General features: G+C 48.7%; 21 protein-coding genes, 1 tRNA gene and 6 pseudogenes. 17 read left to right on the top strand and 11 right to left on the bottom strand.

The features are described 5' to 3' along the window. Nucleotides 1–152: 152 nt before the first annotated feature. Entirely contained in the window at nucleotides 153–1,517 is a 1,365-nt protein-coding gene (locus M3650_RS17480) for a metallophosphoesterase family protein (RefSeq protein WP_251576674.1), read from the top strand. Beyond that, nucleotides 1,514–4,999 carry an AAA family ATPase gene (locus tag M3650_RS17475; protein WP_251576672.1) on the top strand — a complete coding sequence of 1,162 codons (3,486 nt, stop codon included), beginning with the start codon at nucleotides 1,514–1,516 and terminating at the stop codon, nucleotides 4,997–4,999. Before M3650_RS17480 ends, M3650_RS17475 begins: the two co-directional genes overlap by 4 nt. Before the next feature lie 85 nt (nucleotides 5,000–5,084). On the opposite strand, the gene M3650_RS17470 is transcribed toward M3650_RS17475, so the two are convergent. Then, complete coding sequence (locus M3650_RS17470) at nucleotides 5,085–6,215, bottom strand: YkvI family membrane protein (RefSeq protein ID WP_019424329.1); 1,131 nt, start codon at nucleotides 6,213–6,215, stop codon at nucleotides 5,085–5,087. A gap of 126 nt (nucleotides 6,216–6,341) precedes the next feature. On the opposite strand from M3650_RS17470, the gene M3650_RS17465 reads away from it, so the two are divergent. Further along, nucleotides 6,342–6,956 (top strand): DedA family protein, encoded by a 615-nt coding sequence (locus M3650_RS17465; RefSeq protein ID WP_019424330.1) that lies wholly within the window; start codon nucleotides 6,342–6,344, stop codon nucleotides 6,954–6,956. Between the two features lie 40 nt (nucleotides 6,957–6,996). Here the strand turns inward: M3650_RS17465 and M3650_RS17460 are convergent, their stop codons facing one another. Beyond that, a complete protein-coding gene (locus M3650_RS17460; protein ID WP_251576670.1) occupies nucleotides 6,997–7,638 on the bottom strand; it encodes a DNA uptake lipoprotein in 642 nt (213 codons plus the stop codon). Nucleotides 7,639–7,896: 258 nt separating this feature from the next. Here M3650_RS17460 and M3650_RS17455 point away from each other — a divergent pair, with 258 nt between their 5' ends. The 5 genes from M3650_RS17455 (at nucleotide 7,897) to M3650_RS17435 (ending at nucleotide 9,483) form a co-directional block, all read left to right on the top strand. Next, nucleotides 7,897–8,220, top strand: a complete 324-nt coding sequence (locus M3650_RS17455) for a hypothetical protein (RefSeq protein ID WP_019424332.1) — start codon at nucleotides 7,897–7,899, stop codon at nucleotides 8,218–8,220. Between the two features lie 89 nt (nucleotides 8,221–8,309). After that, entirely contained in the window at nucleotides 8,310–8,549 is a 240-nt protein-coding gene (locus tag M3650_RS17450) for a hypothetical protein (protein ID WP_251576668.1), read from the top strand. A gap of 103 nt (nucleotides 8,550–8,652) precedes the next feature. Beyond that, nucleotides 8,653–8,997: a carboxymuconolactone decarboxylase family protein gene (locus M3650_RS17445; protein WP_251576666.1), complete on the top strand. Its 345-nt coding sequence runs from the start codon at nucleotides 8,653–8,655 to the stop codon at nucleotides 8,995–8,997. Nucleotides 8,998–9,167: 170 nt separating this feature from the next. Then, nucleotides 9,168–9,254, top strand: a tRNA-Leu gene (locus M3650_RS17440). A 70-nt stretch (nucleotides 9,255–9,324) separates the two neighbouring features. Beyond that, nucleotides 9,325–9,483 carry a hypothetical protein gene (locus tag M3650_RS17435; RefSeq protein ID WP_483311755.1) on the top strand — a complete coding sequence of 53 codons (159 nt, stop codon included), beginning with the start codon at nucleotides 9,325–9,327 and terminating at the stop codon, nucleotides 9,481–9,483. Between the two features lie 228 nt (nucleotides 9,484–9,711). Here M3650_RS17435 and M3650_RS17430 read toward each other — a convergent pair whose 3' ends face one another. Further along, nucleotides 9,712–10,152, bottom strand: a complete 441-nt coding sequence (locus M3650_RS17430) for a DUF3888 domain-containing protein (RefSeq protein WP_251576664.1) — start codon at nucleotides 10,150–10,152, stop codon at nucleotides 9,712–9,714. 570 nt (nucleotides 10,153–10,722) lie between these two features. Then, nucleotides 10,723–10,866, bottom strand: a complete 144-nt coding sequence (locus tag M3650_RS17425; RefSeq protein ID WP_251576663.1) for a hypothetical protein — start codon at nucleotides 10,864–10,866, stop codon at nucleotides 10,723–10,725. 165 nt (nucleotides 10,867–11,031) lie between these two features. Here M3650_RS17425 and M3650_RS17420 point away from each other — a divergent pair, with 165 nt between their 5' ends. Continuing rightward, nucleotides 11,032–11,883, top strand: coding sequence for a CPBP family intramembrane glutamic endopeptidase (locus M3650_RS17420; RefSeq protein WP_251576662.1), 852 nt, complete (start codon nucleotides 11,032–11,034; stop codon nucleotides 11,881–11,883). A 17-nt stretch (nucleotides 11,884–11,900) separates the two neighbouring features. Further along, nucleotides 11,901–12,509 carry a TetR/AcrR family transcriptional regulator gene (locus M3650_RS17415; protein WP_251576660.1) on the top strand — a complete coding sequence of 203 codons (609 nt, stop codon included), beginning with the start codon at nucleotides 11,901–11,903 and terminating at the stop codon, nucleotides 12,507–12,509. Between the two features lie 107 nt (nucleotides 12,510–12,616). Here M3650_RS17415 and M3650_RS32645 read toward each other — a convergent pair whose 3' ends face one another. Beyond that, nucleotides 12,617–12,802: a hypothetical protein gene (locus M3650_RS32645; RefSeq protein WP_369011130.1), complete on the bottom strand. Its 186-nt coding sequence runs from the start codon at nucleotides 12,800–12,802 to the stop codon at nucleotides 12,617–12,619. A gap of 116 nt (nucleotides 12,803–12,918) precedes the next feature. Further along, nucleotides 12,919–13,056, bottom strand: a complete 138-nt coding sequence (locus tag M3650_RS32640) for an SDR family oxidoreductase (protein ID WP_369011129.1) — start codon at nucleotides 13,054–13,056, stop codon at nucleotides 12,919–12,921. On the opposite strand from M3650_RS32640, the pseudogene M3650_RS17410 reads away from it, so the two are divergent. Further along, nucleotides 13,049–13,726 (top strand): annotated as a pseudogene (locus M3650_RS17410) (aminotransferase class I/II-fold pyridoxal phosphate-dependent enzyme); the annotation flags it as partial. The gene M3650_RS32640 and the pseudogene M3650_RS17410 overlap by 8 nt on opposite strands. Nucleotides 13,727–13,897: 171 nt before the next feature. Here M3650_RS17410 and M3650_RS17405 read toward each other — a convergent pair. The 3 genes and pseudogenes from M3650_RS17405 to M3650_RS17400 all read right to left on the bottom strand — a co-directional run bounded on the left by M3650_RS17405 (nucleotide 13,898) and on the right by M3650_RS17400 (nucleotide 15,039). Then, on the bottom strand, nucleotides 13,898–14,065 hold the full coding sequence (locus tag M3650_RS17405; RefSeq protein WP_251576657.1) for a hypothetical protein: 168 nt from the start codon (nucleotides 14,063–14,065) through the stop codon (nucleotides 13,898–13,900). A 157-nt stretch (nucleotides 14,066–14,222) separates the two neighbouring features. Next, nucleotides 14,223–14,407, bottom strand: a pseudogene (locus M3650_RS33160) (cystathionine beta-lyase); the annotation flags it as partial. Nucleotides 14,408–14,502: 95 nt separating this feature from the next. Then, a complete protein-coding gene (locus M3650_RS17400; RefSeq protein ID WP_251576656.1) occupies nucleotides 14,503–15,039 on the bottom strand; it encodes a pyridoxamine 5'-phosphate oxidase family protein in 537 nt (178 codons plus the stop codon). A gap of 125 nt (nucleotides 15,040–15,164) precedes the next feature. On the opposite strand from M3650_RS17400, the pseudogene M3650_RS17395 reads away from it, so the two are divergent. Beyond that, nucleotides 15,165–15,872: pseudogene (locus M3650_RS17395) on the top strand (MFS transporter); the annotation flags it as partial. Between the two features lie 227 nt (nucleotides 15,873–16,099). Here the strand turns inward: M3650_RS17395 and M3650_RS17390 are convergent. Beyond that, nucleotides 16,100–16,363 (bottom strand): annotated as a pseudogene (locus M3650_RS17390) (aminotransferase class I/II-fold pyridoxal phosphate-dependent enzyme); the annotation flags it as partial. A gap of 297 nt (nucleotides 16,364–16,660) precedes the next feature. Here M3650_RS17390 and M3650_RS17385 point away from each other — a divergent pair. From M3650_RS17385 to M3650_RS17365, 4 genes and pseudogenes are all read left to right on the top strand, one after another. After that, a pseudogene (locus M3650_RS17385) lies at nucleotides 16,661–16,849 on the top strand (phosphoglycerate dehydrogenase); the annotation flags it as partial. A gap of 65 nt (nucleotides 16,850–16,914) precedes the next feature. Continuing rightward, complete coding sequence (locus M3650_RS17380) at nucleotides 16,915–17,658, top strand: YggS family pyridoxal phosphate-dependent enzyme (RefSeq protein ID WP_251576653.1); 744 nt, start codon at nucleotides 16,915–16,917, stop codon at nucleotides 17,656–17,658. Nucleotides 17,659–17,679: 21 nt separating this feature from the next. Further along, nucleotides 17,680–18,698, top strand: a pseudogene (locus M3650_RS17370) (benzoate/H(+) symporter BenE family transporter). Nucleotides 18,699–18,709: 11 nt separating this feature from the next. Next, entirely contained in the window at nucleotides 18,710–18,862 is a 153-nt protein-coding gene (locus tag M3650_RS17365) for a hypothetical protein (RefSeq protein WP_251576647.1), read from the top strand. A 37-nt stretch (nucleotides 18,863–18,899) separates the two neighbouring features. Here the strand turns inward: M3650_RS17365 and pdxR are convergent, their stop codons facing one another. Beyond that, nucleotides 18,900–20,330: a MocR-like pyridoxine biosynthesis transcription factor PdxR gene (gene pdxR, locus M3650_RS17360; protein ID WP_251576645.1), complete on the bottom strand. Its 1,431-nt coding sequence runs from the start codon at nucleotides 20,328–20,330 to the stop codon at nucleotides 18,900–18,902. Between the two features lie 172 nt (nucleotides 20,331–20,502). Here pdxR and M3650_RS17355 point away from each other — a divergent pair, with 172 nt between their 5' ends. Next, nucleotides 20,503–21,747 (top strand): serine hydroxymethyltransferase, encoded by a 1,245-nt coding sequence (locus M3650_RS17355; protein ID WP_251576643.1) that lies wholly within the window; start codon nucleotides 20,503–20,505, stop codon nucleotides 21,745–21,747. Nucleotides 21,748–21,769: the final 22 nt, after the last annotated feature.

Below are 21,769 nucleotides of genomic sequence, written 5' to 3'. Positions count from 1 at the left end.
TAATGATGCGCTGGCTATGCTTGCAGGCTAATGCTGTACAAGCGCTGTAAAGGCTGTAGTGCTGGTAATCCTGGCTATGCTGTGCAAGCTATGGGCTGCGCGATGAAGCAGCAAGAGTTCGGGGTGGGATAATAGCGACAGGAGGTGGAGCGTTGAATTCCTTTCGGTTTATTCATGCGGCGGATTTGCATGTGGACAGCCCGTTTCGCGGACTGACGCAGCTGCCGGAGGCGCTGAAAGATATGGTGCTGCAATCCACCTTTGCCGCCTGGGAGCGGCTGGTGGAGCTGGCGATACAGGCTGATATCGATTTCGTGGTTATCAGCGGTGACTTATACGATGGCAAAGACCGATCCTTAAAGGCGCAATGGCGACTGCAGCGCGGTATGGAAAGGCTAAGCGCACACGGAATACCGGTGTATCTCATTCACGGCAATCATGATCCGCTGCATGAAGATGTGCGCTGGAATTGGCCTGAAGGCGTCGTTGTATTCGAAGCGGATAAGCCCCGTACGGTCATTGCCTGCCGTAGAGACGGGGAGCCGGCAGCGGTCATCAGCGGAATGTCCTATCGAGATTCAGCGGTATATGACAATTTGGCATCCATGTATCCGGATGTGCCCGAACAGGCAGCAGAGGCGGAGCAATCGGTTGGCAGGGAAGGCGGCTTCTCTCGCTCATCACACAGATCTCCAGACGGCAGGCTATATCGTATCGGGCTTCTGCATGCTACCGTAGACGGGCGGGCAGGGCATGATCCATATGCTCCCTGCTCCAAACGGGAGTTAATCGAGAAGGGATACGACTATTGGGCGCTTGGTCACATTCATTTGCGCGAGGTGCTGCATGAATATCCGTTTATCGTCTATCCGGGCAATACTCAAGGAAGACATGTGAAGGAGACAGGGCCTAAAGGCGCTTATGTAGTCGATGTGGACGCTCACGGACATGCATCCTTGCAATTCAGGGCATTGGATAGCGTGCGTTGGCGCAATGAGCAGCTTGAGGTAACCGATCTGCCTGACTTGCAGTCTATCATGGAGCTGCTTGATGTCAAGATGAATGAATGGCGCCAGGAGGCAGAAGAGCGGCTGACGCTGGTTCGCCTCACGCTCACGGGCAGAACGGCGCTATACTCCGAGCTTCAGCGGACGTTGCTCGTGCAGCAGTGGATCGAGTCATGGAATCAGCAAGAGCTGGAACGGCTGGAGCGCTTTGGCGAAACGGACATTGTATGGCCTGTCGGCATTCGCTTAGAATGCAGTCCGGATATGGATGTGGACGCATGGCGTGCGTCGGACAGCTTCCCAGGCGACCTTGTCCGTCTGGCGGATGAAAGCCTGCGCGATGCGGCGAAGCGGGATGACCTGCTCGAGGAAGCGCTGGGCGCTTTCCGGCAGCAGCCGCGCTTGCAGCAATGGCTTGCCGTGCAGCCAGACGACATCCGGAACGACTGGCTGCGCGAAGCGATGCTGCTGTCATTGGAATGGCTGCAAAGCGAGGTGAAGGATGCATGAAAATCATCAAGCTGCATCTTATCGGCTTCGGTGAAATGAAAGATGCTGTCTTTACGCTGGCAGATGCATCAACTTCGCAGGCGGTGACGCTCATTGCTGGCCCGAATGAAGCGGGGAAGAGCACGATTACCGCCTTCATTCGCGGGATGCTGTATGGCTTTCCGAAGCGTAGGAGCGGGAGTGCCCGGTATGAACCGGCCCATGGAGGCGCCTATGGCGGCCGGATGATCGTCCAAGATGCCGAAGGCTCTGAATGGACGATTGAACGCTTAGAACGGAACGGATCGATGCAGACAGCGATACATAAACGTGACGCGAATGGGCAAGTCCAGTTGATGAATCAGCATCAGCTAGAGGCTGAGCTTGCCGGCGGACTTAACGGCGATTTGTTCTGCCGCCTGTTCGCCATCACGCTGGATGAGCTGCACGAGCTTCAGACGCTGCAGGGCGAGGACGTCGGGGCCTTCTTGTATGACACGGGGCTGAACGGCGGACGCGGCGTTGCAGATGCGGAGCGTTGGCTGCAGCAGGAGCTCGAGCAGCTGTACAAGCCTCGCGGGCGGACACAGGAGATCGTCCACACGCTGCAGGCGATCGAACAGGCGGAGCGATCGCGCCGCGCTGGGATGAAGCATGCAGCCCGGGTGGATGAGCTCGTGCAGCAGCTGGAGGCAGCGGGAGTGGAGCTGGAGGCCAGCGTCCATGAGCGCGGGCAGCTTCGCGAACGGCTGGCCTTGACCGAGCGCGCCGCGAGCGTCAGCGGAACATGGCTGCGCTACGTGGCCGCCAAGCAGGAGCTGGAGGGCCTGCCGGATGTATCGGCATGGCCGCCGGATGGCGGCGCGCGCTGGCAGGCCGCCGAGCTGCGGCTCGCGGAAGCCGAGCTTGCGCGGAAGCGGGCGGAGGAGAAGCTGCGCCTGATGGAGCAGCGGCTCGCGGCGAAGCGCCCGCACACGGCGCTGCTGCAGCTGGCGCCGGAAGTGAGGCGGCTGGCGCAGCTGGCGGATACGGTTCAGCATTGGCGTGAATCCGTCAGCGAAGCCGAAGCCGAAGCGAGCCTGGCGGAAGCCGAGCTGTGGCGTCTCGCGCGGCAGAGCGACCCGGCCTGGACGCCGGAGCAGCTGCTTGCCTGTGGCGCGTCGTCCGCCCTCGTCGAGCGCGTGCAGGCCGAGCTCGCGACAGCGGACGCGCTGCGTATCGCGAAGGCGCAAGCCGAAGACGCCGCGGCGAGGGCGGCTCGTGAAGCCGCTGCGGCAGAGGCGGAGCGGCAGGAAGCGCACACGGCGCTGGAGCGCTGCGAAGCGGTGGGGGTCAATGGGATGGGCTTCGCCCCTCCGGCGGCCCGCGTCGAAGAAATCAAGCGCAGGGAGCAGGCGCTGCAGGATGCGCTGCATGCATGGCGGTCGTCTGAAGCATCGCGCGGGAAGGCGAACGTTGCTGCAGACTCTGCTCCCTTACCGTCTCAGCGGCATTCACGTACACGGTCGGCGCGAATAGGCGGGAAGTCGGGAGCCGCCTATCTGTTCGGTGTGCTGGCTTTGGCAGCTGCTATCGGATTAGGCGCTCTGGCAGGTCAGTGGCTTGCAGCCGGAGCGGTGGCATTCGTCGGCATCGCTGGCGTGGCAGCTATGGTGTACTTATCGTCTGGCCGGAGCAGCGCAGATGGACGGAATAATGAACAAGTGACAGTGGCTGATTATTACGCTGCTGACGGTGCAGAGCATCAAGCGTCCGTGCAGGTCGAGTCGCTTACTGAGCTGATGCAGCCGCTTATGCCGGCGTCCACACTCCATATGGGCAGCGGCCGGATGGCATCGAGAGCAGGGCACTCCAGAGAAGGCAGAGGAAGTGTCCACGTAGGACAGTCTCTGCGAGAGCAATCGGGCTTGGGAGCGAAGCTCCCTGCTCTACGCGCGGCGCTCGCGGCGCTGGACGAATGGGCTCATGAGCGTTCACTTCTGCTGGAACGTATGCGCTTGACGACAGAAGCACTGGCCGTCGCTGAACGCCGGGCGCGGACGGCAGCTCTGGAAGCGGAAGCAGCGGCGGAGAAGGAAGCAGAGCGTGTCGCCGGATGGCAAGCGTGGCTGTACATGTCGGGTCTTCCGGCGGGGTTGAGTCCTGCTGGCGTTCTGGAGCATTTCCGGCGCGCTGAACAGGCAGCTGAAATGAAGCGGCAATCAGACCGGCTGTATGCGCGACATGAGCGCCTCTGCGGGCAAATTGAATCGTTCGAGCAGGATTGCCGGCGCTTGTTCCAGCAAGCGCAGCAGATGGCAGCAGTCAATTCAGTAAATATAGGCAAGACAGAGACGGAAGAAGAACCTCGAGGGAAGACAACGGTTCACAATCCAGAGGTAGCTGCAGCAGCGGAACAAACGTCGTTCGATCGAGAAAGTGAACCTGCCACAGCAATGGTTTCCCAACAACCTGCTCTTAGTGGTTCTTTGGATACCGATTCGGACAACCCGATGTTTATGGGCTCTGTGCTGGGCGGTCTCTATCGTCTCGTGGAACGAATCGAGCAGGAAGAGAACATGCTGCGGGAATATGAACATCTTGAGCAGCAGCGGGTAACGTTGCTGGAGGAACGGGATGAGAAGGCGGTTGAGCTTGAACATGTTGACCAAGCGAAGCAGAAGCTGCTTGAGGAAGCGCAGGTTAGAGACGACGGGCAGTTCAAGCAAAGAACGGCAGATTTCGAACGGAAGATGGAGCTTGAACAGCGGATCCGGGAAATGAATGCCATTCTGTACCGCGGCGGTGAACGCAGTTCTTTCGCGGCAATGGACGAGCTCTTGAAGCAATATGATACACGCGAGCTGGAGCAGCGTTGTTCTGAACAGCAATTGCAGGTCGATGAACTGGATCGCCGTATTCGCGAGGGAGAAGAACGTCGAGGTCGCTTAAGACAAGAGTATGAGCGTCTGAAGACGGAGGTCGAGGGGGCCGCATATCGTCAGGAAGCGGCCGTGCATGAGGCGAAGCTGGATGAACAAGCATCCCGTTATGCGGTGTTGTCTCTCGCCAAGACATTGATTCAGCGTACGCGGCATCTATACGAGGAGGAGAAGCAGCCGCTCGTATTGCAGCGGGCTGGCTTCTATATGGAGCGGCTGACGGCAGGCCGTTATGCGCGTGTGGTCGCGCCTCTCGGAACGAAGCGCATCGCTCTAGAACGCAAGGATGGGGAGCTTGTCTGGAGCTCGGAGCTCAGCCGAGGTACGGCGGAGCAGTTATATTTAGCGATGCGTTGCGCATTAGCCGAAGCAATGTCCCACAAGGTTGCCATTCCGTTGATATTGGATGATATTCTGGTCAATTTCGACCGTGAACGGCTCAGATCGGCTGTGCAGGCGCTTGCTGCTTTATCCGTTACCCATCAAGTTATCATGACGACTTGTCATCCGCATATCGCAGATATATTTCGTGAGGCGATTCCCGATGTCAAGTTGGTCGAGCTGGAACGAAGGGGCTTGTGACGCTAGGCAGGCACATATAAGGAATTGCTCGTATTTGCTTATATATGGCTTGTTATAAGATGCGTAATGCCGAGTCATAACGGTATTACGCTTTTTTTCTGTCCGCCCGGGATGGATTGGGCTGCAGCGGAGTCATGGCATGGGATGTGCCATTCGGTGCGGGCTTGTTATCCGCAGGCAAATTAGGCGGATTGGATGTACGCATAAGCAAGTACAGCCAGACTAAGCTGAACATGCCGAATAATGGATACAAGAATGACATCAACGATCGGAAGCCGAATTGGCTGACGACATAGCAGAAGAGCATAATACAGAAAATGATCAGATTTTTATTGGCCCGGGTACGTTGGTGAAGCTGCAGTGTCACGCCATACACGTCAGATACGAGGGTCGTAAAGATTTCTGAGAAAATAAGCAGAATATATATAAGCTGTATCGTTAAGCCTAGACCCGATGCAATTTGTCCCATCGGTATATCGAACTGAGTAATTCCCGGCATCTGGGCAGAGAGCGCGAAGTGACCTGCCAGCAGCATCAGTCCAATGATGATGCCTCCAATGATGCCGCCCATCCGTATGACGCTTTTGCTCGGCATAGTGGCGCCCAAAGGGACTAGCACGGCTTGAGCCATAGCCAAATTGAAGGCGCCGTATAAAAAAGGAGCAGTCCAAGCGGCATAGAAAGGCTTATCCGTTGAAATCGTTAGCAGTTGACCGGCGTTGGGCATTTGCAGCGTATGGATCATGATAAGCGTCGTGAAGACAAGCATCGTCGGTACGACGAAGGAATTTAACTTGATGATGGCATTCATCCCCCGGCTGATAACCAAGAAAGAAGCGAAGAGCGTCAGCAATAGTCCGGTCTGGTAATTCATATTCAAATGTTCGACGAAGACTGAGCCAGCGCCAGCAAGCATGACACTGTTCACGCAAATGATGACGACCATCGTAAATAGACTGATGGATCCGCCCAGCCGTTCTCCAAACAACAGCTTATTCACGTCTTCATAAGACTTCGCTTGAATGTGATGGGACAAGACCATTAGCTTGGTGCCCAGCCAGACGAACAACATGGTGGCAAGTCCTATCGTCAGCGGCGCCCACCAACCGTATACGGTGAAAAATTGCAAAATTTCTTGGCCAGTGGCAAATCCAGCGCCGACAACGGTCCCTGTGTACGTAAACGCAATTTGTAATACTCGCAGCATATTTTTCAATGAGATGCCGCCTCCTAACTTGCATGGCTTGTACGCATTAATACAAGGTATGATGGAGAAAGGTCGGACATGACATCATTGTTATGGTAATATAGGAAGAGTTATCAAGTGAAAGGGAGGCTTGCGATGAGCGGAATTATGTGGGCGCTATCCCATTATGGCTACATTGCATTGTTTTTCTTACTGGCGTTGGGAATCGTCGGCATCCCTATACCTGATGAAACGCTAATGGTGTTTGTGGGGAGTCTTACGGTAGACGGGCCGTTTCGATTCATGCCTGCCTTCATCGTCTGTCTGGCAGGGAGCTTGAGCGGAATGTTCATCAGTTATCTTGTCGGACGCAAGGTTGGCAAGCCGCTCTTAGACCGCTACGGTAAGACATTCAAGTTAACTCCGGCACGGGTGGAACGAACGGAACGCTGGTTTCAAAAATACGGCCCCTGGGGTATCGTATTCGGTTATTTTGTTCCGGGGTTGCGCCACCTGACGTGTTATATGGCGGGAATGTCCCGATTGAACTGGTCGACTTATTTTATTGCTGCCGGTACGGGCGCATTGATTTGGGTAGCAACGTTTCTTACCTTGGGGCATATGGTCGGCAACCACTGGCAGTCGGCCGTGCGTTGGCTGCACGCCAAAGGCACCCCGTTTTTATTTGGCTTTATCGTGTTCGCTCTTATTACGGGAAGTGCTGTTTATTTGATGATGCGGCGTCGCACGCGGGAAAAAGGAACGCCTTGATTCTTAATCGAATCAAGGCGTTCTGCTTGTATGAATGATACTATACGTTGTTGTTCGGGAACAGCTTCACGGATTGAATCTTGTTCGTCTTCGGATCCATATCTAATCGAAGCAGGGCGCTCTTTATTTCATAGCTCCATACATAATTAGTGTCATGGTCTGGTTTACCGAGAGTGCGTTCGGCCTGGTCTTCGTTGTCTCCGATTTTCAATCCCTTGATACCAGTAGATTGGCCTTCTCCTGAGACTTCGACGAATACGACATCACCGCTCTGATGGCATCCGAAAGAGAAACCGCCATATTCGAGTACGTCGATCGGATCAATTTCGTCCATCACGAAGTGGTTATCCGGCTCTCCCCATAAGGTGCGGATATCCTTATCCGTTGATTTCAGAGAGATGCCCTTCAGCTTCGGCTGAGTGCGGTCAAATGTTTGCTCTGCAACTGAACCTTCACCCTCTGATGAATTTTCCTTAGGAGATGCGATAACGGTCTGTTCGTTTTTCTTGTCTTTCTTCTTTGTGGCAGAACGCGAATCCGTTCCATTATGCTTGGTGTAGGAAGGTTCCGTGCTGGTCGGCGGCATGCTTCCTTCTTGTGCCGAACATCCGTACAATAGCAAGGTTATGTTAATTAACAGAATAGCGGCTGTTAGACTTGGTCGAAATAAGGGGCGCTGCATGGTCTGACCTCCTTTACCGCCTCGCGGCGGGCTTAGAACATATTACCCTTTCTTAAATAGCTGAATCAAATAGGCAGACAAGCGTTATGAGGCTAATTAGGACTATTATATCCTAAAGAATGACGTTTTGCTGCTTCTATTATACTTAGACGTGGCTCAGAACCAATTGTTGCAGTTGATTGCAGGAATTGCCCGCTTTTCTCCATTCACCTGTTTGGCATATAATAAAGAATAAGAAGGTGAGAGGGGGCGACGAATATGGTTGATGAACCAACAGCTCGATTTTTGCAAGAAAAATTGACGGAGGCCAAAAACCATTTTGAGCGGGCGCTGGCATGTAAGCATACGGAGTTTGATGATTTGTACCCCTATATGATTGAGCACCCTCAATTTTTCTGGTACAAACGATATGTGGCTTGGTCCGAATTGCTTACGATTGTGAAGCTGTGCGAACAGCTGCAGGTTACTTGGAAGGAACAGTTCACCACTCAGCAAGTCGAATATATCCATAAGCGCGTCATGTCTGCCAAAGTGTTGGATTATTGGTTTGAGACGAATGATTCGAAGGAACACGTCGGATAAGCCGATATCGTCGAAACGTGCGTAAAGACCTGTCAGCGGTTGTGCTGCAGGTCTTTTTACAACATATGAAGTGATGGAGGTTACAGGGGATGATGGAAGAACAAGTGTTGGATCTTTACCGTCAGGAAGGCACACTGGTGCGTATCGTTCGAGATATGCTGAAAATGAATGATATCATCGGCTGGGTCGTCGCTTGGGATGAAGAACAGGTCATGATTCGCAAACGAAACCGGCGTATCGTCAAGCTGAGCCGCACATACTCGATTCAGCCATCCAGTGAGCCGCGCTTGGAGCTTGAGCTGCTGGATTCGGAACAAGAAAGCCAGTAGGGATGAAGTACGCTTGGACAGGTTATCCTAGGATACGTAAAGATCGGTCGCTGCGCCTGAGAATGACTCATCATCTCGGGAGACAGCGGGGGAGGTAACGAACATGTCCGAGATGGATAACAAGGTACAAGCTTACAAGAATGAAATATCAGAATTGGAATCTACCCTGCCTGACGTCGTACAAGCCTATCATGTCTTTACTGGCGCTTGCTTCTCTGACGGGGCATTGGATGCGAAGACGAAGCAACTTATCGCCCTCGGCATCGGATTGTTCGCCAATAACGAGGTGTGCACGTTATATCACGTGAACGAGGCTAGGCACAAAGGGGCGGCTGATACAGAAATTATGGAGGCCGTAGCCGTCGCAGCCGCCCTTGGAGGCGGACACGCGCTGTCTCAAGGCGTTACGCGGGTGCAGCAGGCGCTTAACGGCACCTATTTAACCTAAGCGAACAAAAAAGGAGCAAAAAAATCAAGCGAAGAATCCCCCTGATTATGGTTGGTCCAGGGGGATTTAAAAATATTTTATGAGAAATGGTTGACGGAGCTTTGTGTACATGGTATTATATTTTTTGTCGCTAAGAAAAATATGATTACAAAATGAAAGTTACTAAATATGCGGTCATGGCGGAATTGGCAGACGCGCTAGATTCAGGTTCTAGTGGGGTAACACCCGTGGAGGTTCGAGTCCTCTTGACCGCACCATAACTCATACATCCCGAAATCCTTGATGCAGAATGATGCAGAAGGGTTTTTTTTGTATATGGAATAGAACTTGGACTATAATTTATCTGCTCCAACTTCTTATCAGGTTAAGGTGGGGACGGGGGGCGCATTTACGATTGCAGCCACAGCATTTATAAATGACGCTGGCATGGCTGCAGCGGCATTTCCTGCTTCACCTGCCTATTACAACTTTTTTATTACACCATAACAGCGCTGTCAATCCCGGGGGGCGATGCACTTGACTTTGCTGTCCCAGTTATGGTGGAATTTGTTGTAACCTAATAATAATGCCAACATCCATTGGAATAGGATGTGGCACTTACATTGGCTGCGCTAGAGATAGGCTGACTACTTTAGGGCAGCCTTTTTTTATTCAATCATAAATGTCTATTGCAAAGCCCTGAATTGCTCCGAGGACTTTTTGCTGCGCTCAAGGTCATTTCATCAGGTGTTGCCAATTAGGCGGGAGCGCATGCGTCTCCAAATGCTCGAATTTAACCAGCTTTCCTGTGCCATGTATCGTCGGAGCCACTTCAAAAGTCAACCGATCCTTGCCTACCGTAATATGGGGTCCGATAGTAGGAGTAACTTCAAGTTCGATCATGAAATGAAATTGTCGAAATCCTCCCAATCTTTTTGCTTGCACCACATCAATCTGATAAGGGTACACGGTCGGAGCGGCGGATAACGTTTTTGCATAATAGCCGGCCACTGCCGCATCGATCTTCGGACCGAGAAAGAGCATCAGCATATCTTGGTACAGCAGTATTTTCGAGTCTTCTTGGGGCAAGCCTTGTGTCCCGGCGGCATTAGATTGTGCAGGGAAACTCATGATCATGATAATGAGTAAAGAGACAGCTATGTGGCTTTTTTTCATGTCCATTACCTTCTCAAATAGATGCTTACTTCCTATACTTCCTCTTCGCTCAACATTTCATGTACAGAGGTGTATCGAGATCAGGCGAAAGATTGAATGAACAGGGGTTACAGAGACATCTTTAAATATGAAGCTGTACAAGCATGAAATTGCCGTGAAAGAGAAACGGATTTCAATTGATATGATTTACGATATTTCGTACTACCGAAAAAGCCCCGACAGTCCTCGCTTTGTAATACCCGAGTTCGGCGAATACGTCGACTGCTTTGGCCAAAATCTGTTCTATGCGATCTTGCCGGACTGCCATCTTTGTTGTTTATTTATTGGTAAATAAATACTGCCTCCATTATTTCCGAATGTCAACAATTATTTCTTGCTGTCTTTTATTGAGAGCCCGCAGCTTGCATGGCGCATTGCTCCGGTGTTGTCCCCGTTCAGCGCAGCACCCAACATTGAAAAGGGACAAGGCTGATCTGGAAGGGGGCAATTCGCCTTCAAGTCAGCCCTGTTTCGATTGCTTTCGTTTATTTTATAGGGGATGGTTGGAACCAACGGTCTCGCTTCTCAAGATTACCTCCCGCCAGGCAGCACCTTATTCAACACAATCGCAATCGAAGCAGCCAAAATAGGCGAGCCCAACAGATATTGCACGAACGTAGGCAACGAATGCAAGAAATCTTGCGGAATCATCACTAGAGCCAAGGTTATGATCATCGGGATTAGCTGCTGATCAAGCAAAGGACCGATGGTTTTTTTTCGCCAACCACGCGATAGCAAGCGTCAAAATCTTTGTTCAATGTTGACAGACATATATTAGATATGTACATTGTAATTACCGACTATATAGTCGGTAATTACAATGAGAGATGGGTGTATGTCATGGAAAAAAAGTATGGCCTTCAACCGCCGATACCATTCAGCTTCAAATCTTTAGCAGGGTTCATTGTCATTTTTATTATTTGGCAAGGCGGCACTTTATTGTGGTTCAATCTACTTAATACTTTGATTCCCGCTACTCGCTCAGGATTACCTAGTTTGATCACACTTTATTTGTCCTTTTTTTTCCTGATTCTCGGAGTCTTCATTATCACCAAGTATTTCTTCAAGATTCCTTTTAGTACATTTTTGTTTGAAGGTAAAAGGCCCGATTTCCGGAAGTTTGTAATTTATTTTTCATGGTATTTTTTAACACTTATCCTGTATTTACTTGTCGATATAGGCGTGCATCCACAAGCTTTTACGCTTCATTTTGATCCGCTTCCGTGGTTAGGTGTACTCATTGTTACCGCTCCTTTGATTTTGCTTCAAAGTGCTGCTGAAGAGATTTTGTTCAGAGGCTATATGTACCGTATGTTCAGATCATTAAGAGGCGGTGTATTCTGGTCCATCTCCGTCACTTCCCTAACCTTTGCCCTGATCCATGGTTTTAACCCCGAAATGCTAAGCTACGGGATTTTTGGACCGTTGTATTACCTGCTGGGGGCATTCTTTCTGGGAATCGTTGCTTACCACACCAATGGTCTGGCTGCTCCCATCGGGATCCATTTTGCCACGAACATTTTTAATACATCCATTTGGGGATATGGATCATCGACGTTGGAGAACATGGGGCTGCAAAATATTGTATACCGCCACACGCTAGATATGCCGTTTGCATTCTTTGTGATTTTTGCTATCGTTATCTCATATGGTGCTTTTCAATTTTCCAAGCATAAAAGGAACCGTTCATAAGGTTCCGGGAGGAGCTTATGACCAGAAGGCGATTGCCAGCAGAAGAAGCAAAAACGATTATTTTAAACCGTGCCAAGTTATTATTTATTGAAAAAGGTTATGATCGAACTACTATGGACGACTTATGTGCATCGACACAGATGAGTAAAGGCAATTTGTATCATCATTTTAAAAATAAAGAGGTGCTCTTTCTCCAATTGCTTACCCAGCATGCCGAACAAATGTCACAAAAGTGGCTTCGTTCGATTGAGCAATCCACGTCTCCCAGCGAACAGTTGCTTGAAATGGCCGATTTATTCGGAAGAGATTGTGAAAGTCCATTAATCCAAGCACTCGAAGAGTATGCCAGAACACTTTCTAGCGAATCCGAATCATTGGCTACATTGAGAGAGATCACAGAAGTAGCCTATTGTGCAATAAGACAAGTGCTGCAAACAGGGATCGACCAAGGCGTTTTTATTAATGAAGATATCGAAACGTTGAGTTTTGGTGTGATGTCCACATTGGCTGGAGCAACGCAGCTCTGCCTAACGATGCCAAATTTAAGCGGGGACGAATATGCAGCCCTGCATGTCAATGCGATCAAGCTGCTTTTAAAGGGAATTTCGATTGATGATCCCAACTGAAAAAAGAGAACATACTTGCTGGAAAACACTCATTGCTCGGACTTAGTCGGGGAAATTCCCGCCACTCCATTATGAGTCGACTGTAAGAAGCAGTGCTGAATAGTTTGTTATCCCGAAGACGTCCTGGTACTCGATCCGGGCTTGCTGTACTGGGAGTCAAACTTCGGGATAACGAATATTTCGGGATAATGGTTGCTATCCAGAATTAAAGATAACAGCCAGAAGCTGATGTATCCCAGTACAGCAGCTTGAGCTTGTTGCGCTCGGCGATTGCAAAAGACGAAGAGACTCACGGAGAACGGATTCGGGCCAAAGCGCTCCTGGACGACCGCGGCCAGCGCGGCGACAGCTTTTGATTCGATTAATCATTAAATGCGTCACCGAAAACTCAACGGAGCTATGGTCCGGATCAACTTGGTATTGCGCCGTGTATGCAACTGGCAGCATCGCTCGTCAGGAATGCAATCGCCTCAGCTATTTCATCCGGCTCGGCGGATCTCCCTGCTGGTGCTTGGGCAGAGAAAGTACCGTCTGAAGCGAAACTCATTTTCGTTACTCCCGCTCACCAATGCGCCGTAGGTGTGATGTTATCGGAACCACGCAGGCAACAGCTTTTGCATAAAGCCGCTCAGCAACGTGCATGGATTATCGAAGATGATTACGACAGCGAATTTCGATACCGCGGAGATCCAATGCCTACTTTATTTAGCCAACTTCCACAAAATTGTCTCTATTTAATGAGTTTCTCTAAATTGACTGCGCCAGGCATTCGCATATCCGCTGTTATTGGACCTGCCGAAGCGATTGCTCAACTGGCTCGCGTTCAAGCGTTCACCTATCGTCATCTTCCCGTCATGGAGCAAGTGACATTGGCACACTTCATCGAGCACGGGTATTTTATGCGCCATATGCGACGAGCCAGAAATATCTACCGACGGCGCCACGAAATCATGCAAAAGGCGATTGTGGCAAGTGGTCTCGGCAGCAAATTTACGTTGCGAGGGATTGAAAACGGCTTGCACGTGCTACTGGAAGCGGATGAATCGTTTGACGAGGATACGATGACCCTTCGGGCGCTTCAAGGCGGAGTTCGTGTGCATCAACTCCATTCCTATTGTTTGGTGAGTAAAAGCAAAGGGTGGGTATTGGGCTTTGCTAAGGTGGACGAGGGACTAATTGAGGAGGGTATGTACCGACTTGCTGAAACGGTCTTATAGAATGGATGGGGATTCATTCATCAAGGCCATGCCGTAATAAATTTCGTTTCCTTGCTCAAAAGTCAATAATAGAGCCACCGTCTCTGCTATCAGGACTCGTGGCTCTTTGTTGTTGCTCGACTTGGTCGGCGAGAGCTAAAATATTGAAGATGACATCATACATCTCCAAGCCTATTTTGCCAGCCGCACTTTTTCCTCCGTTGGATGGAATGTAATGCTTAAAATTTCTTTTGCCAACTCTCCAACTTCCATCATTATCCAATCTGTTAGTGCTCGGGCCACACCGATCATTTTATCCCCAAGCCAGGCGGTCAGCAGGATATCCGCGTTGTTCATCATCGCTTGGATCGTTCAGATTGATCAATTGGTCGTACAATCCCGCTATTTTTAAACACCCGAATCACATCTTCAACGTTCACATCTTTATTGTTCCTGTAAGTGATATTCAACTCTTTTCGTCTCCTTTCAGCTATGGAAAAGTTGTATTTCACACAAATTAGCTTTCTGTCTTGGCCGCGCGACAAAATTGTTCCAGCGCACGTTGTAAGGTAGCCCGGGGACACGCCAGATTGATTCGCAAAAATCCCTGTGTCTCTTCCCCGAAAACGGAACCTTCGGAAAAAGCAACCCGGCTCGATGATACATCAGATGCTTCAATTCTTCCACGTTGCGTCCCCTGCATATGGCAAACTTTTTTTATGTCGATGCTGTCATTGCGGCGTAATTCGATGATTTCGGAGAGACTCTACAGGTTCTTATGTATAAATAAAAACATCTTACACGGTTTTTCCAGGTTTGAACATTTTTTCTTCTTCAATCGGATTTTCTTTCGCGGTGATATGATGTGGATCTATTCGGTACACCTGAACCGGACCTCCGAATACTGCTGACCGGTATTTGTCTACATGCTGCTGGGGTAACGGCCGATTATAGTAACCAGGCACATACTTATAAATCATTTCTTGCAACATGTGTGTAGCTTCATCCAGATCGACGATGGGCTGTGCCTTGCCAAAAATCATTACACTCATATACGCTGTGTCCGTCTTGGCTGGCACCGGATCAGTAATAGTTCCATATTCTTCACAAACCGTAAAACAGACCTCCGGATTAGCACCCATAACCTGATTTCTTCTCCCACCGGTGGCTCCATGGAAATAGAGCTTCCCATTTGTCCAAACAAAATTGAGCGGAACAACATACGGCAGATGACCATCGACCATTCCAAGATGTCCAATTCGAGCTTGCTGCAGAAATGTCTCAATCTTGCTCTTGTCCAACACTTCTCTTATCTTGTAACGCACTCCATTCATTGTTATCACTCCTATTGTATTGAAGTATTATTATGTAAGTTTATCAGTCATTGGAATGAATATAAAAGTCCATAAATACAGAATTTTGGCAATCCATATCTGACATTAAGCAATGATCCCCTAAGAAGGCTGTTTTTGGAGGAATTGCCTTACTTGGATTACTAGCAATGGTTGTAATTTCCTTTACAATTCCTAAAACCCAAGGGGATAAATCGGCACCTTTAATCCAACAACTCGCTCTATTAAAAAAGCCAAAAGTGGCACTGGGATTAGCCATCACCTTTTTCTGGCTTGGCGGATATTCCATTGTTTATACCTACTTATCACCCTACCTGCTAAATATATCAGGTGTAAGTGATGAATTGCTTAGTGGAGTTCTCCTTATATTCGGTATTGCCAGTCTAGTTGGATCAAAGTTTGGTGGATTTAGTACCGATCGATGGGGGATGGGTTTCACACTAATTAGTGAAATGATGTTACACATCATCATGCTAGTTCTGTTTTCACTAGTTACCCACTCTTATGTTGGAGTGTTGGTCATTTTAATATTATGGTCATTTGCGGCATGGTCTTCTGGCCCGACTCAACAATATCACCTAGCTACAATAGAGCCAGAGTCATCTGATGTACTCCTAGGTCTCAATCAGTCAATGATGCAATTGGCCATGGCTGCAGGTGCGTGAATTGGTGGTATCTTTGTAGAGAGAGTTTCCCTATCTTCAATTACCTGGCTAGGGGCTTTGGGGGTTGCAATCGCGATCGTTGTAACAATTTTGGCTTCACGTTCTACTTCTAAAAAGATATCAGTTGGCTATAACGTTATGAACCAGTAATAAAAATACCAAATACCAATTAAAACAGTGTATTTTTTGTCAAATTGTTGAATTTAGATTATAAAGTAAGGATTTCATAACTAAATATTAAATACTCAAACACACAACCCCTAATCTAACAAGATTGAGTTGATCATGCAAAAAAGGTGATAATCCCTGTATGGTGATCTTCAACAAACGGGCGCTTTAATGAAGTAACGGGATGCCCAATTTCTCTATTTTAATTACTCATTAACAGGAACTGGAGCAATCTTCATTTGTTGGTACTTCATTGTCATCCAAGCGACGGGATAGCCGGGATCTTCGACCGTCACGATGTCTCCTTTGGCCAAAAGCGTTTGTGCGATGAGATCAATACTATGCTGGGCTCCGGATGTCAACAAGATTTGATTCGTTTGAACATGAATTCCACGCTCTAGCGATAAATAACGTTGGATCTGCCTCCGTAAAGGCTCGAAACCATAAGCATCGCCGTATGACCAAGAGGATACCTTTAATTCCTAAGAGGCATTCAAATACGCCTGATCGAGCAATTGCTGCCAAATGGGCCTTTTGTCGGCGCGATTTATTTTCATCAATTAGATTCCCCCTTTATATGTGGAATGAATTAGCACTTTTTTTGGATTGTTCAAATACATCGTTTTTGGATATATATAACCAATCCATCTATTGATATACTAGCATAGCGCTCTTCAACCATGCAATGTTATACAGGCTGAACCCATCACTAAATACAAACCCACAATTCAACTGCCGTACAGTCTACGCATAGAGAAGGAGGAAGGTCGATGTTTAAAGTTTTGGTATCGGATCCCATAAGTGATTTTGGATTGCAGCAACTGACGCGTGCTGAAGATGTGGAGGTCGCCAAAATAACAGGGTTGAGCGAGGAGGAACTCATTTCCATCATCCGTCCCTATGATGCGCTGCTCGTCCGTTCTCAAACGAAAGTCACTCGGCGTGTCATGGAGGCCGGTGTTCAATCAGCGTACAGGGATGTAATTATGGACTTATAATGTGGAGCAGAAAGAGGGTAGGAGACATGGGTCATCTAGTTGAAGAGAATCTTAAAACCGTGAGGCAGCAGATGAAATTGGCTTGCCAAGCCTCGGGGCGCAAGATAGAGGACGTGCAATTGTTGTTGGCGACCAAAACCGTACCGCTTGAAAAATTGCAAATGGCTATACAAGCGGGTGAAACTCTATTTGGGGAAAACAAAGCGCAAGAACTTCGGGACAAATTTCCACTTATGCAGCAGTATAATCAGGTGGAATGGCATTTTATCGGACATCTGCAAACGAATAAAGTGAAGGACGTTGTCAAATATGTTACGCTCATTCATTCTGTGGACCGTTTGAAATTGGGGCAGGCCCTGCACCATCAGCTCGTCAAAGAGAACAAGACCATGGATATTCTGGTACAAATCAACACGTCCTACGAAGACAGTAAATTTGGTGCTTCTCCGGAAACGGCAGTGGAGTTGGTGGAACAATTGTCCCAGTTCGAAACGTTAAACGTGAAAGGCTTAATGACGATTGGAAAACTGAATGCTACAAACGACGAGACCCGGCATTGCTTCCGATTATTAAAATCTATTCAAACACAAATTAGGGAGAAAAAGTTTCCGCGTGTAGAAATGGATATCCTCTCGATGGGCATGTCCGGTGATTTCAAGGTGGCCATCGAAGAAGGAGCTACCATCATCCGCGTAGGGACAAGCGTATTTGGCCAACGTTACTTGCCGGATAGCTATTACTGGAACGAAAACGCACGCCAGGACGATTAGGAGAGAGGCAGGAGAACGCTTATGAACCCAACAACCCCTTCGCTGCGCGGCCGCGATTTGATATCGCCGACCATTGCCGCTTTAATATCTGTCATTGTCAACTACGGGGGCACCTTTATTCTCGTGTTTCAGGCAGCAAAAGTCGCGGGTTTAAGTCCCGAAATGACCGCTTCATGGATTTGGTCGATCTCCATTGGAGTGGGTGTAACCGGGATATGGGCATTTTACTGCAGTTTGGCATTTCGGCCTTTGGAGGAGCGAAAGTTGACCCATTGCTTGTCGTTGTACTATTTGGCGCGTATATCGTGCTAAGACGGTTTACATCCCGCTATGCGATTGTTGGCATACTGGCAATCGGACTGATTTATTTGATTTGTATGGGGAAAGCGGATTTCAGTACGATCCAATTGGCGATCGCATCACCGGTATTTGTCGTTCCGGAGTTTTCGTTACATGCTTTATTGGGCGTTGCATTGCCGCTGTTTATTATTACCTTGACGGGACAATACATGCCTGGAATGCTCGTATTGCGGAATGACGGGTTCAAGACGAGCGCGAATCCGATTTTGACCATAACGGGTTTGGGTTCGCTCCTTGCAGCACCATTCGGCTCGCACGCTTTTAATGTAGCAGCCATTACTGCAGCGATTTGCACAGGGAAAGACGCGCATGAGGATTCGACAAAACGTTATATTGCAGGCATTGCCTGTGGCATTTTCTACATTGTTGTCGGCATTTTTGGCGTGACGTTGGCTGCTCTGTTTTTGATTCTTCCTGCTACCTTTATCGCAACGTTAGCGGGATTGGCATTGCTTGGCACAATTGGCGGCAGTCTTGCCAACGCTTTAACGGATCCCAAGGGTCGTGAAACCGCATTGATTACGTTTTTAGCAACCGCCGCGAATGTGACCTTGCTTGGCGTCGGCGGCGCATTTTGGGGACTTGTCGCGGGTTTGGCAGCACATCTATTGATTCATGGGAAATTTCATAAAAAACAATACAGGCCGAGTGGAGTACAACAAGCCGAACAAAAACAATAGGAGTTGTGAAAATGAAAACAGGTACAGAACGAACTACTTGTCTTCCGGGAGGAACCCATGTCATCCGATTTATGCCAAGCTTGTACATAACCAACAATGAAATAGATCAAGCGCTCGACATACTAGGTCATGTGCTGAGGGAACTGGATGGCAGCACGAATTGACTGTAAGAAAGAGCAAATTCTGGCGAGGATGCTTGTATTATAAAAGCATCCCCGCTAGACGATAAATGCCTTCTTCAATGGCTGCTTCATCTACTTTAGCAAAACCCAGTACCCATCCTTTTCGATCGCTTTCCAAACAATACGTGCTAAGCGGATAAACACGGATTCCTTTTTCGAGTGCTAGGTTCGTCACGGCTTCTTCGTCAAATGATTTATCCGCCTCAAGAAGCATATGCAGCCCCGTTTCTACGCCGCTTAGTGTGAAGTGTTCACTCAGACCTGTCGTGATGATGGCCTTCGTCATGGCTTCGTGTCTGCGCCGATATACATTTCGAACTCGTCTCATATGGCGCATGAAATGACCATGTTCGATAAAATGAGTAAGCGTTAATTGCTCCATAATAGGAAGATGACGATAGGTTAATTCATGGACTTGGGCAAGCTGACGAATGGCCTCTTTGGGACCAATGATTGCCGATATCCGAATACCAGGAGCGACCATTTTGGAAAAACTCATCATATACAACGTGTTCTGAGGTCGCTGACTGAACAAGGTTGGAAGTGGGTCACCGCGATATCGAAATTCGCTGTCGTAATCATCCTCAACAATCCAGAACCGCTGCCCAGCAGCCATGTGTAACAATTGTTGCCTGCGAGGCTCCGACATAATAACTCCAACCGCACACTGGTGCGATGGCGTAACAAACACAAGTTTGGATTGAGGGTGAATGCGGTCGACGCATAGCCCGTACTCGTCGACCGGAACGGAGACAACTTGCATACGCCGATACTTCATCGCCATCCAGGCAGCAGGGAAGCCGGGATCTTCAACCGAAACCGTTTCTCCTTCATGTAAAAGAGCTTGTGCGATCAAATCGATGCTATGTTGTGCGCCTGAGGTTAATATGATTTGATCGACATTCACATGAACGCCCCGTTCAAGTGACAAATAACGTTGAATCTGTTCCCGTAGCGGCAGGAATCCATAGGCATCGCCGTAAGCCCAACTGTCCAGGTCTGTTTCTGTGGAGGCCTGTAAAAATGATTGTCTCCAATTCCTTTGAAAATGTTCGTCTAAATAAGGCTCATGAGGACTGAAATCGATCTCTACTTTTCGATGTTCTTTGTCTCCGAACCAACTGTGTAAATGGCCGACTGCAGTGTTTAATAAAGGCAATTCGGGGGGGACGGGTCCTGGTGTGGCAGCATCCTCTGAAGGACGAGCCTCATATGTCCATTCGCTAACTCTAGTACCGCCGCGACGAGAGGTTACGGTATACCCGCGGCTGAATAATTCCTCGTAAACTATCTGTATGGTTGAACGGGAAACGCCAATCAATTGAGCGAGTTCGCGGGATGGGAGCAGCAATTCGCCTGGAGGCCATTTTTTGGTTGTAATATTATGGATCGCTTGGTCCAGAAGTTGCTGCCAGATAGGACGTTCATCATCTCGGTTTACTTTTAGCATTCATTCACCTTCAGTGTTTCTATTGGAATTATGGATTGATCAAAATGATGATGTATGGATATTTGATAACAATCCATTTATTGATATACTATCATGACAATAATTGCTTTTGCAACACGACAGAATTAGACAAACGAATTTACGAAATATGCAGACAGAAAGGAAGATGTTCATGAAACATTTGGAACAACAAGACAAAGCAGTGGCCAACGCTATTCGGCAAGAGCTTGTACGGCAGCGGGATAAAATAGAACTGATTGCATCGGAGAACTTTGTAAGCAGGGCTGTCATGGAAGCCACTGGTACGGTACTGACCAACAAATACGCTGAAGGGTATCCGGGAAGAAGATATTATGGCGGATGTGAGTATGTCGATATGGTCGAGGAACTTGCCATTCACCGTGTCAAAGAGCTTTTTGGTGCTGAACATGCCAATGTGCAGCCTCACTCCGGCGCACAGGCGAATATGGCGGTTTATTTTGCTTCAGTCAAGCCTGGTGACACGATTTTGGGCATGAATCTATCCCATGGTGGCCATCTTACACACGGGAGTCCGGTGAATTTTTCCGGAATATTTTACAATTTCGTTCCTTATGGTGTCGATGAACAAACGGGGCGCATTGACTTTGACCAAGTGCGAAAACTCGCACATAAGCATCTTCCGCGCATGATCGTTGCTGGAGCCAGCGCCTATCCACGAACGATTGAATTTGAGTTGTTCGCCCAAATTGCGGCCGAAGTTGGGGCCCTTTTCTTTGTGGATATGGCACATATTGCAGGAATTGTCGCGGCAGGTTTGCACCCTAACCCGGTGCCGCACGCACACTTTGTTACGACGACAACGCATAAAACGTTGCGAGGACCAAGAGGCGGTGTCATCATGTGCCGTAAACCATGGGCGCAAGCCATTGATAAAGCGATATTTCCCGGGTCACAAGGCGGCCCGCTTATGCATGTCATCGCGGCAAAAGCGGTTGCGCTAGGCGAGGCATTGCAACCGGATTTCAAAACGTATATGGAAAAAACTCTTGAAAATGCTAACGTATTGGCGGAGGCATTAATGAATGAAGGGTTAACTATTGTATCGGGAGGAACGGATATTCATATTGTTTTGGTTGATTTGCGCACGATTGGACTCACGGGCAAAGAAGCTGAAACAATACTCGATGAAGTGGGGATTACGGCTAATAAAAACGCAATTCCTCATGATACGGCAAGCCCGTTAGTAACGAGTGGCATTCGCTTCGGGACCCCTGCGATGACATCAAGAGGATTAGGACCCAAGGAAATAAAAGAAATTGCCCAGCTTATTGGACTTGCCCTTAAAAATCCCAAGAGTTCGACGGTTAAAGATCAAATATTAGGAAGTGTGAGTGAAATTACGTCTCAGTTTCCTTTATATGAAGGACTTCAATAGTTTGATAGCATGTATTTGATTG

It is taken from the genome of Paenibacillus sp. MER TA 81-3, assembly GCF_023713585.1.
Classification (GTDB): domain Bacteria; phylum Bacillota; class Bacilli; order Paenibacillales; family Paenibacillaceae; genus Paenibacillus_B; species Paenibacillus_B profundus.
The sequence above is the reverse complement of the archived record's forward strand: the minus strand, read 5'-3'. Positions and strand labels throughout refer to the sequence as shown.

Excerpts from the sequence above, each read along its gene's own strand:
- M3650_RS17465 (WP_019424330.1), top strand. The coding sequence starts at position 6,342 with ATGAGCGGAATTATGTGGGCGCTATCCCATTATGGCTACATTGCATTG.
- M3650_RS17400 (WP_251576656.1), bottom strand. The coding sequence starts at position 15,039 with ATGAATGGAGTGCGTTACAAGATAAGAGAAGTGTTGGACAAGAGCAAG.
- M3650_RS17405 (WP_251576657.1), bottom strand. The coding sequence starts at position 14,065 with ATGATGAACAACGCGGATATCCTGCTGACCGCCTGGCTTGGGGATAAA.
- M3650_RS17365 (WP_251576647.1), top strand. The coding sequence starts at position 18,710 with ATGAAAACAGGTACAGAACGAACTACTTGTCTTCCGGGAGGAACCCAT.
- M3650_RS17415 (WP_251576660.1), top strand. The coding sequence starts at position 11,901 with ATGACCAGAAGGCGATTGCCAGCAGAAGAAGCAAAAACGATTATTTTA.
- M3650_RS17445 (WP_251576666.1), top strand. The coding sequence starts at position 8,653 with ATGTCCGAGATGGATAACAAGGTACAAGCTTACAAGAATGAAATATCA.
- pdxR (WP_251576645.1), bottom strand. The coding sequence starts at position 20,330 with ATGCTAAAAGTAAACCGAGATGATGAACGTCCTATCTGGCAGCAACTT.
- M3650_RS17475 (WP_251576672.1), top strand. The coding sequence starts at position 1,514 with ATGAAAATCATCAAGCTGCATCTTATCGGCTTCGGTGAAATGAAAGAT.
- M3650_RS17460 (WP_251576670.1), bottom strand. The coding sequence starts at position 7,638 with ATGCAGCGCCCCTTATTTCGACCAAGTCTAACAGCCGCTATTCTGTTA.
- M3650_RS17430 (WP_251576664.1), bottom strand. The coding sequence starts at position 10,152 with ATGAAAAAAAGCCACATAGCTGTCTCTTTACTCATTATCATGATCATG.
- M3650_RS17355 (WP_251576643.1), top strand. The coding sequence starts at position 20,503 with ATGAAACATTTGGAACAACAAGACAAAGCAGTGGCCAACGCTATTCGG.
- M3650_RS17455 (WP_019424332.1), top strand. The coding sequence starts at position 7,897 with ATGGTTGATGAACCAACAGCTCGATTTTTGCAAGAAAAATTGACGGAG.
- M3650_RS17420 (WP_251576662.1), top strand. The coding sequence starts at position 11,032 with ATGGAAAAAAAGTATGGCCTTCAACCGCCGATACCATTCAGCTTCAAA.
- M3650_RS32640 (WP_369011129.1), bottom strand. The coding sequence starts at position 13,056 with ATGAGTTTCGCTTCAGACGGTACTTTCTCTGCCCAAGCACCAGCAGGG.
- M3650_RS17425 (WP_251576663.1), bottom strand. The coding sequence starts at position 10,866 with ATGATCATAACCTTGGCTCTAGTGATGATTCCGCAAGATTTCTTGCAT.
- M3650_RS17450 (WP_251576668.1), top strand. The coding sequence starts at position 8,310 with ATGATGGAAGAACAAGTGTTGGATCTTTACCGTCAGGAAGGCACACTG.
- M3650_RS17380 (WP_251576653.1), top strand. The coding sequence starts at position 16,915 with ATGGGTCATCTAGTTGAAGAGAATCTTAAAACCGTGAGGCAGCAGATG.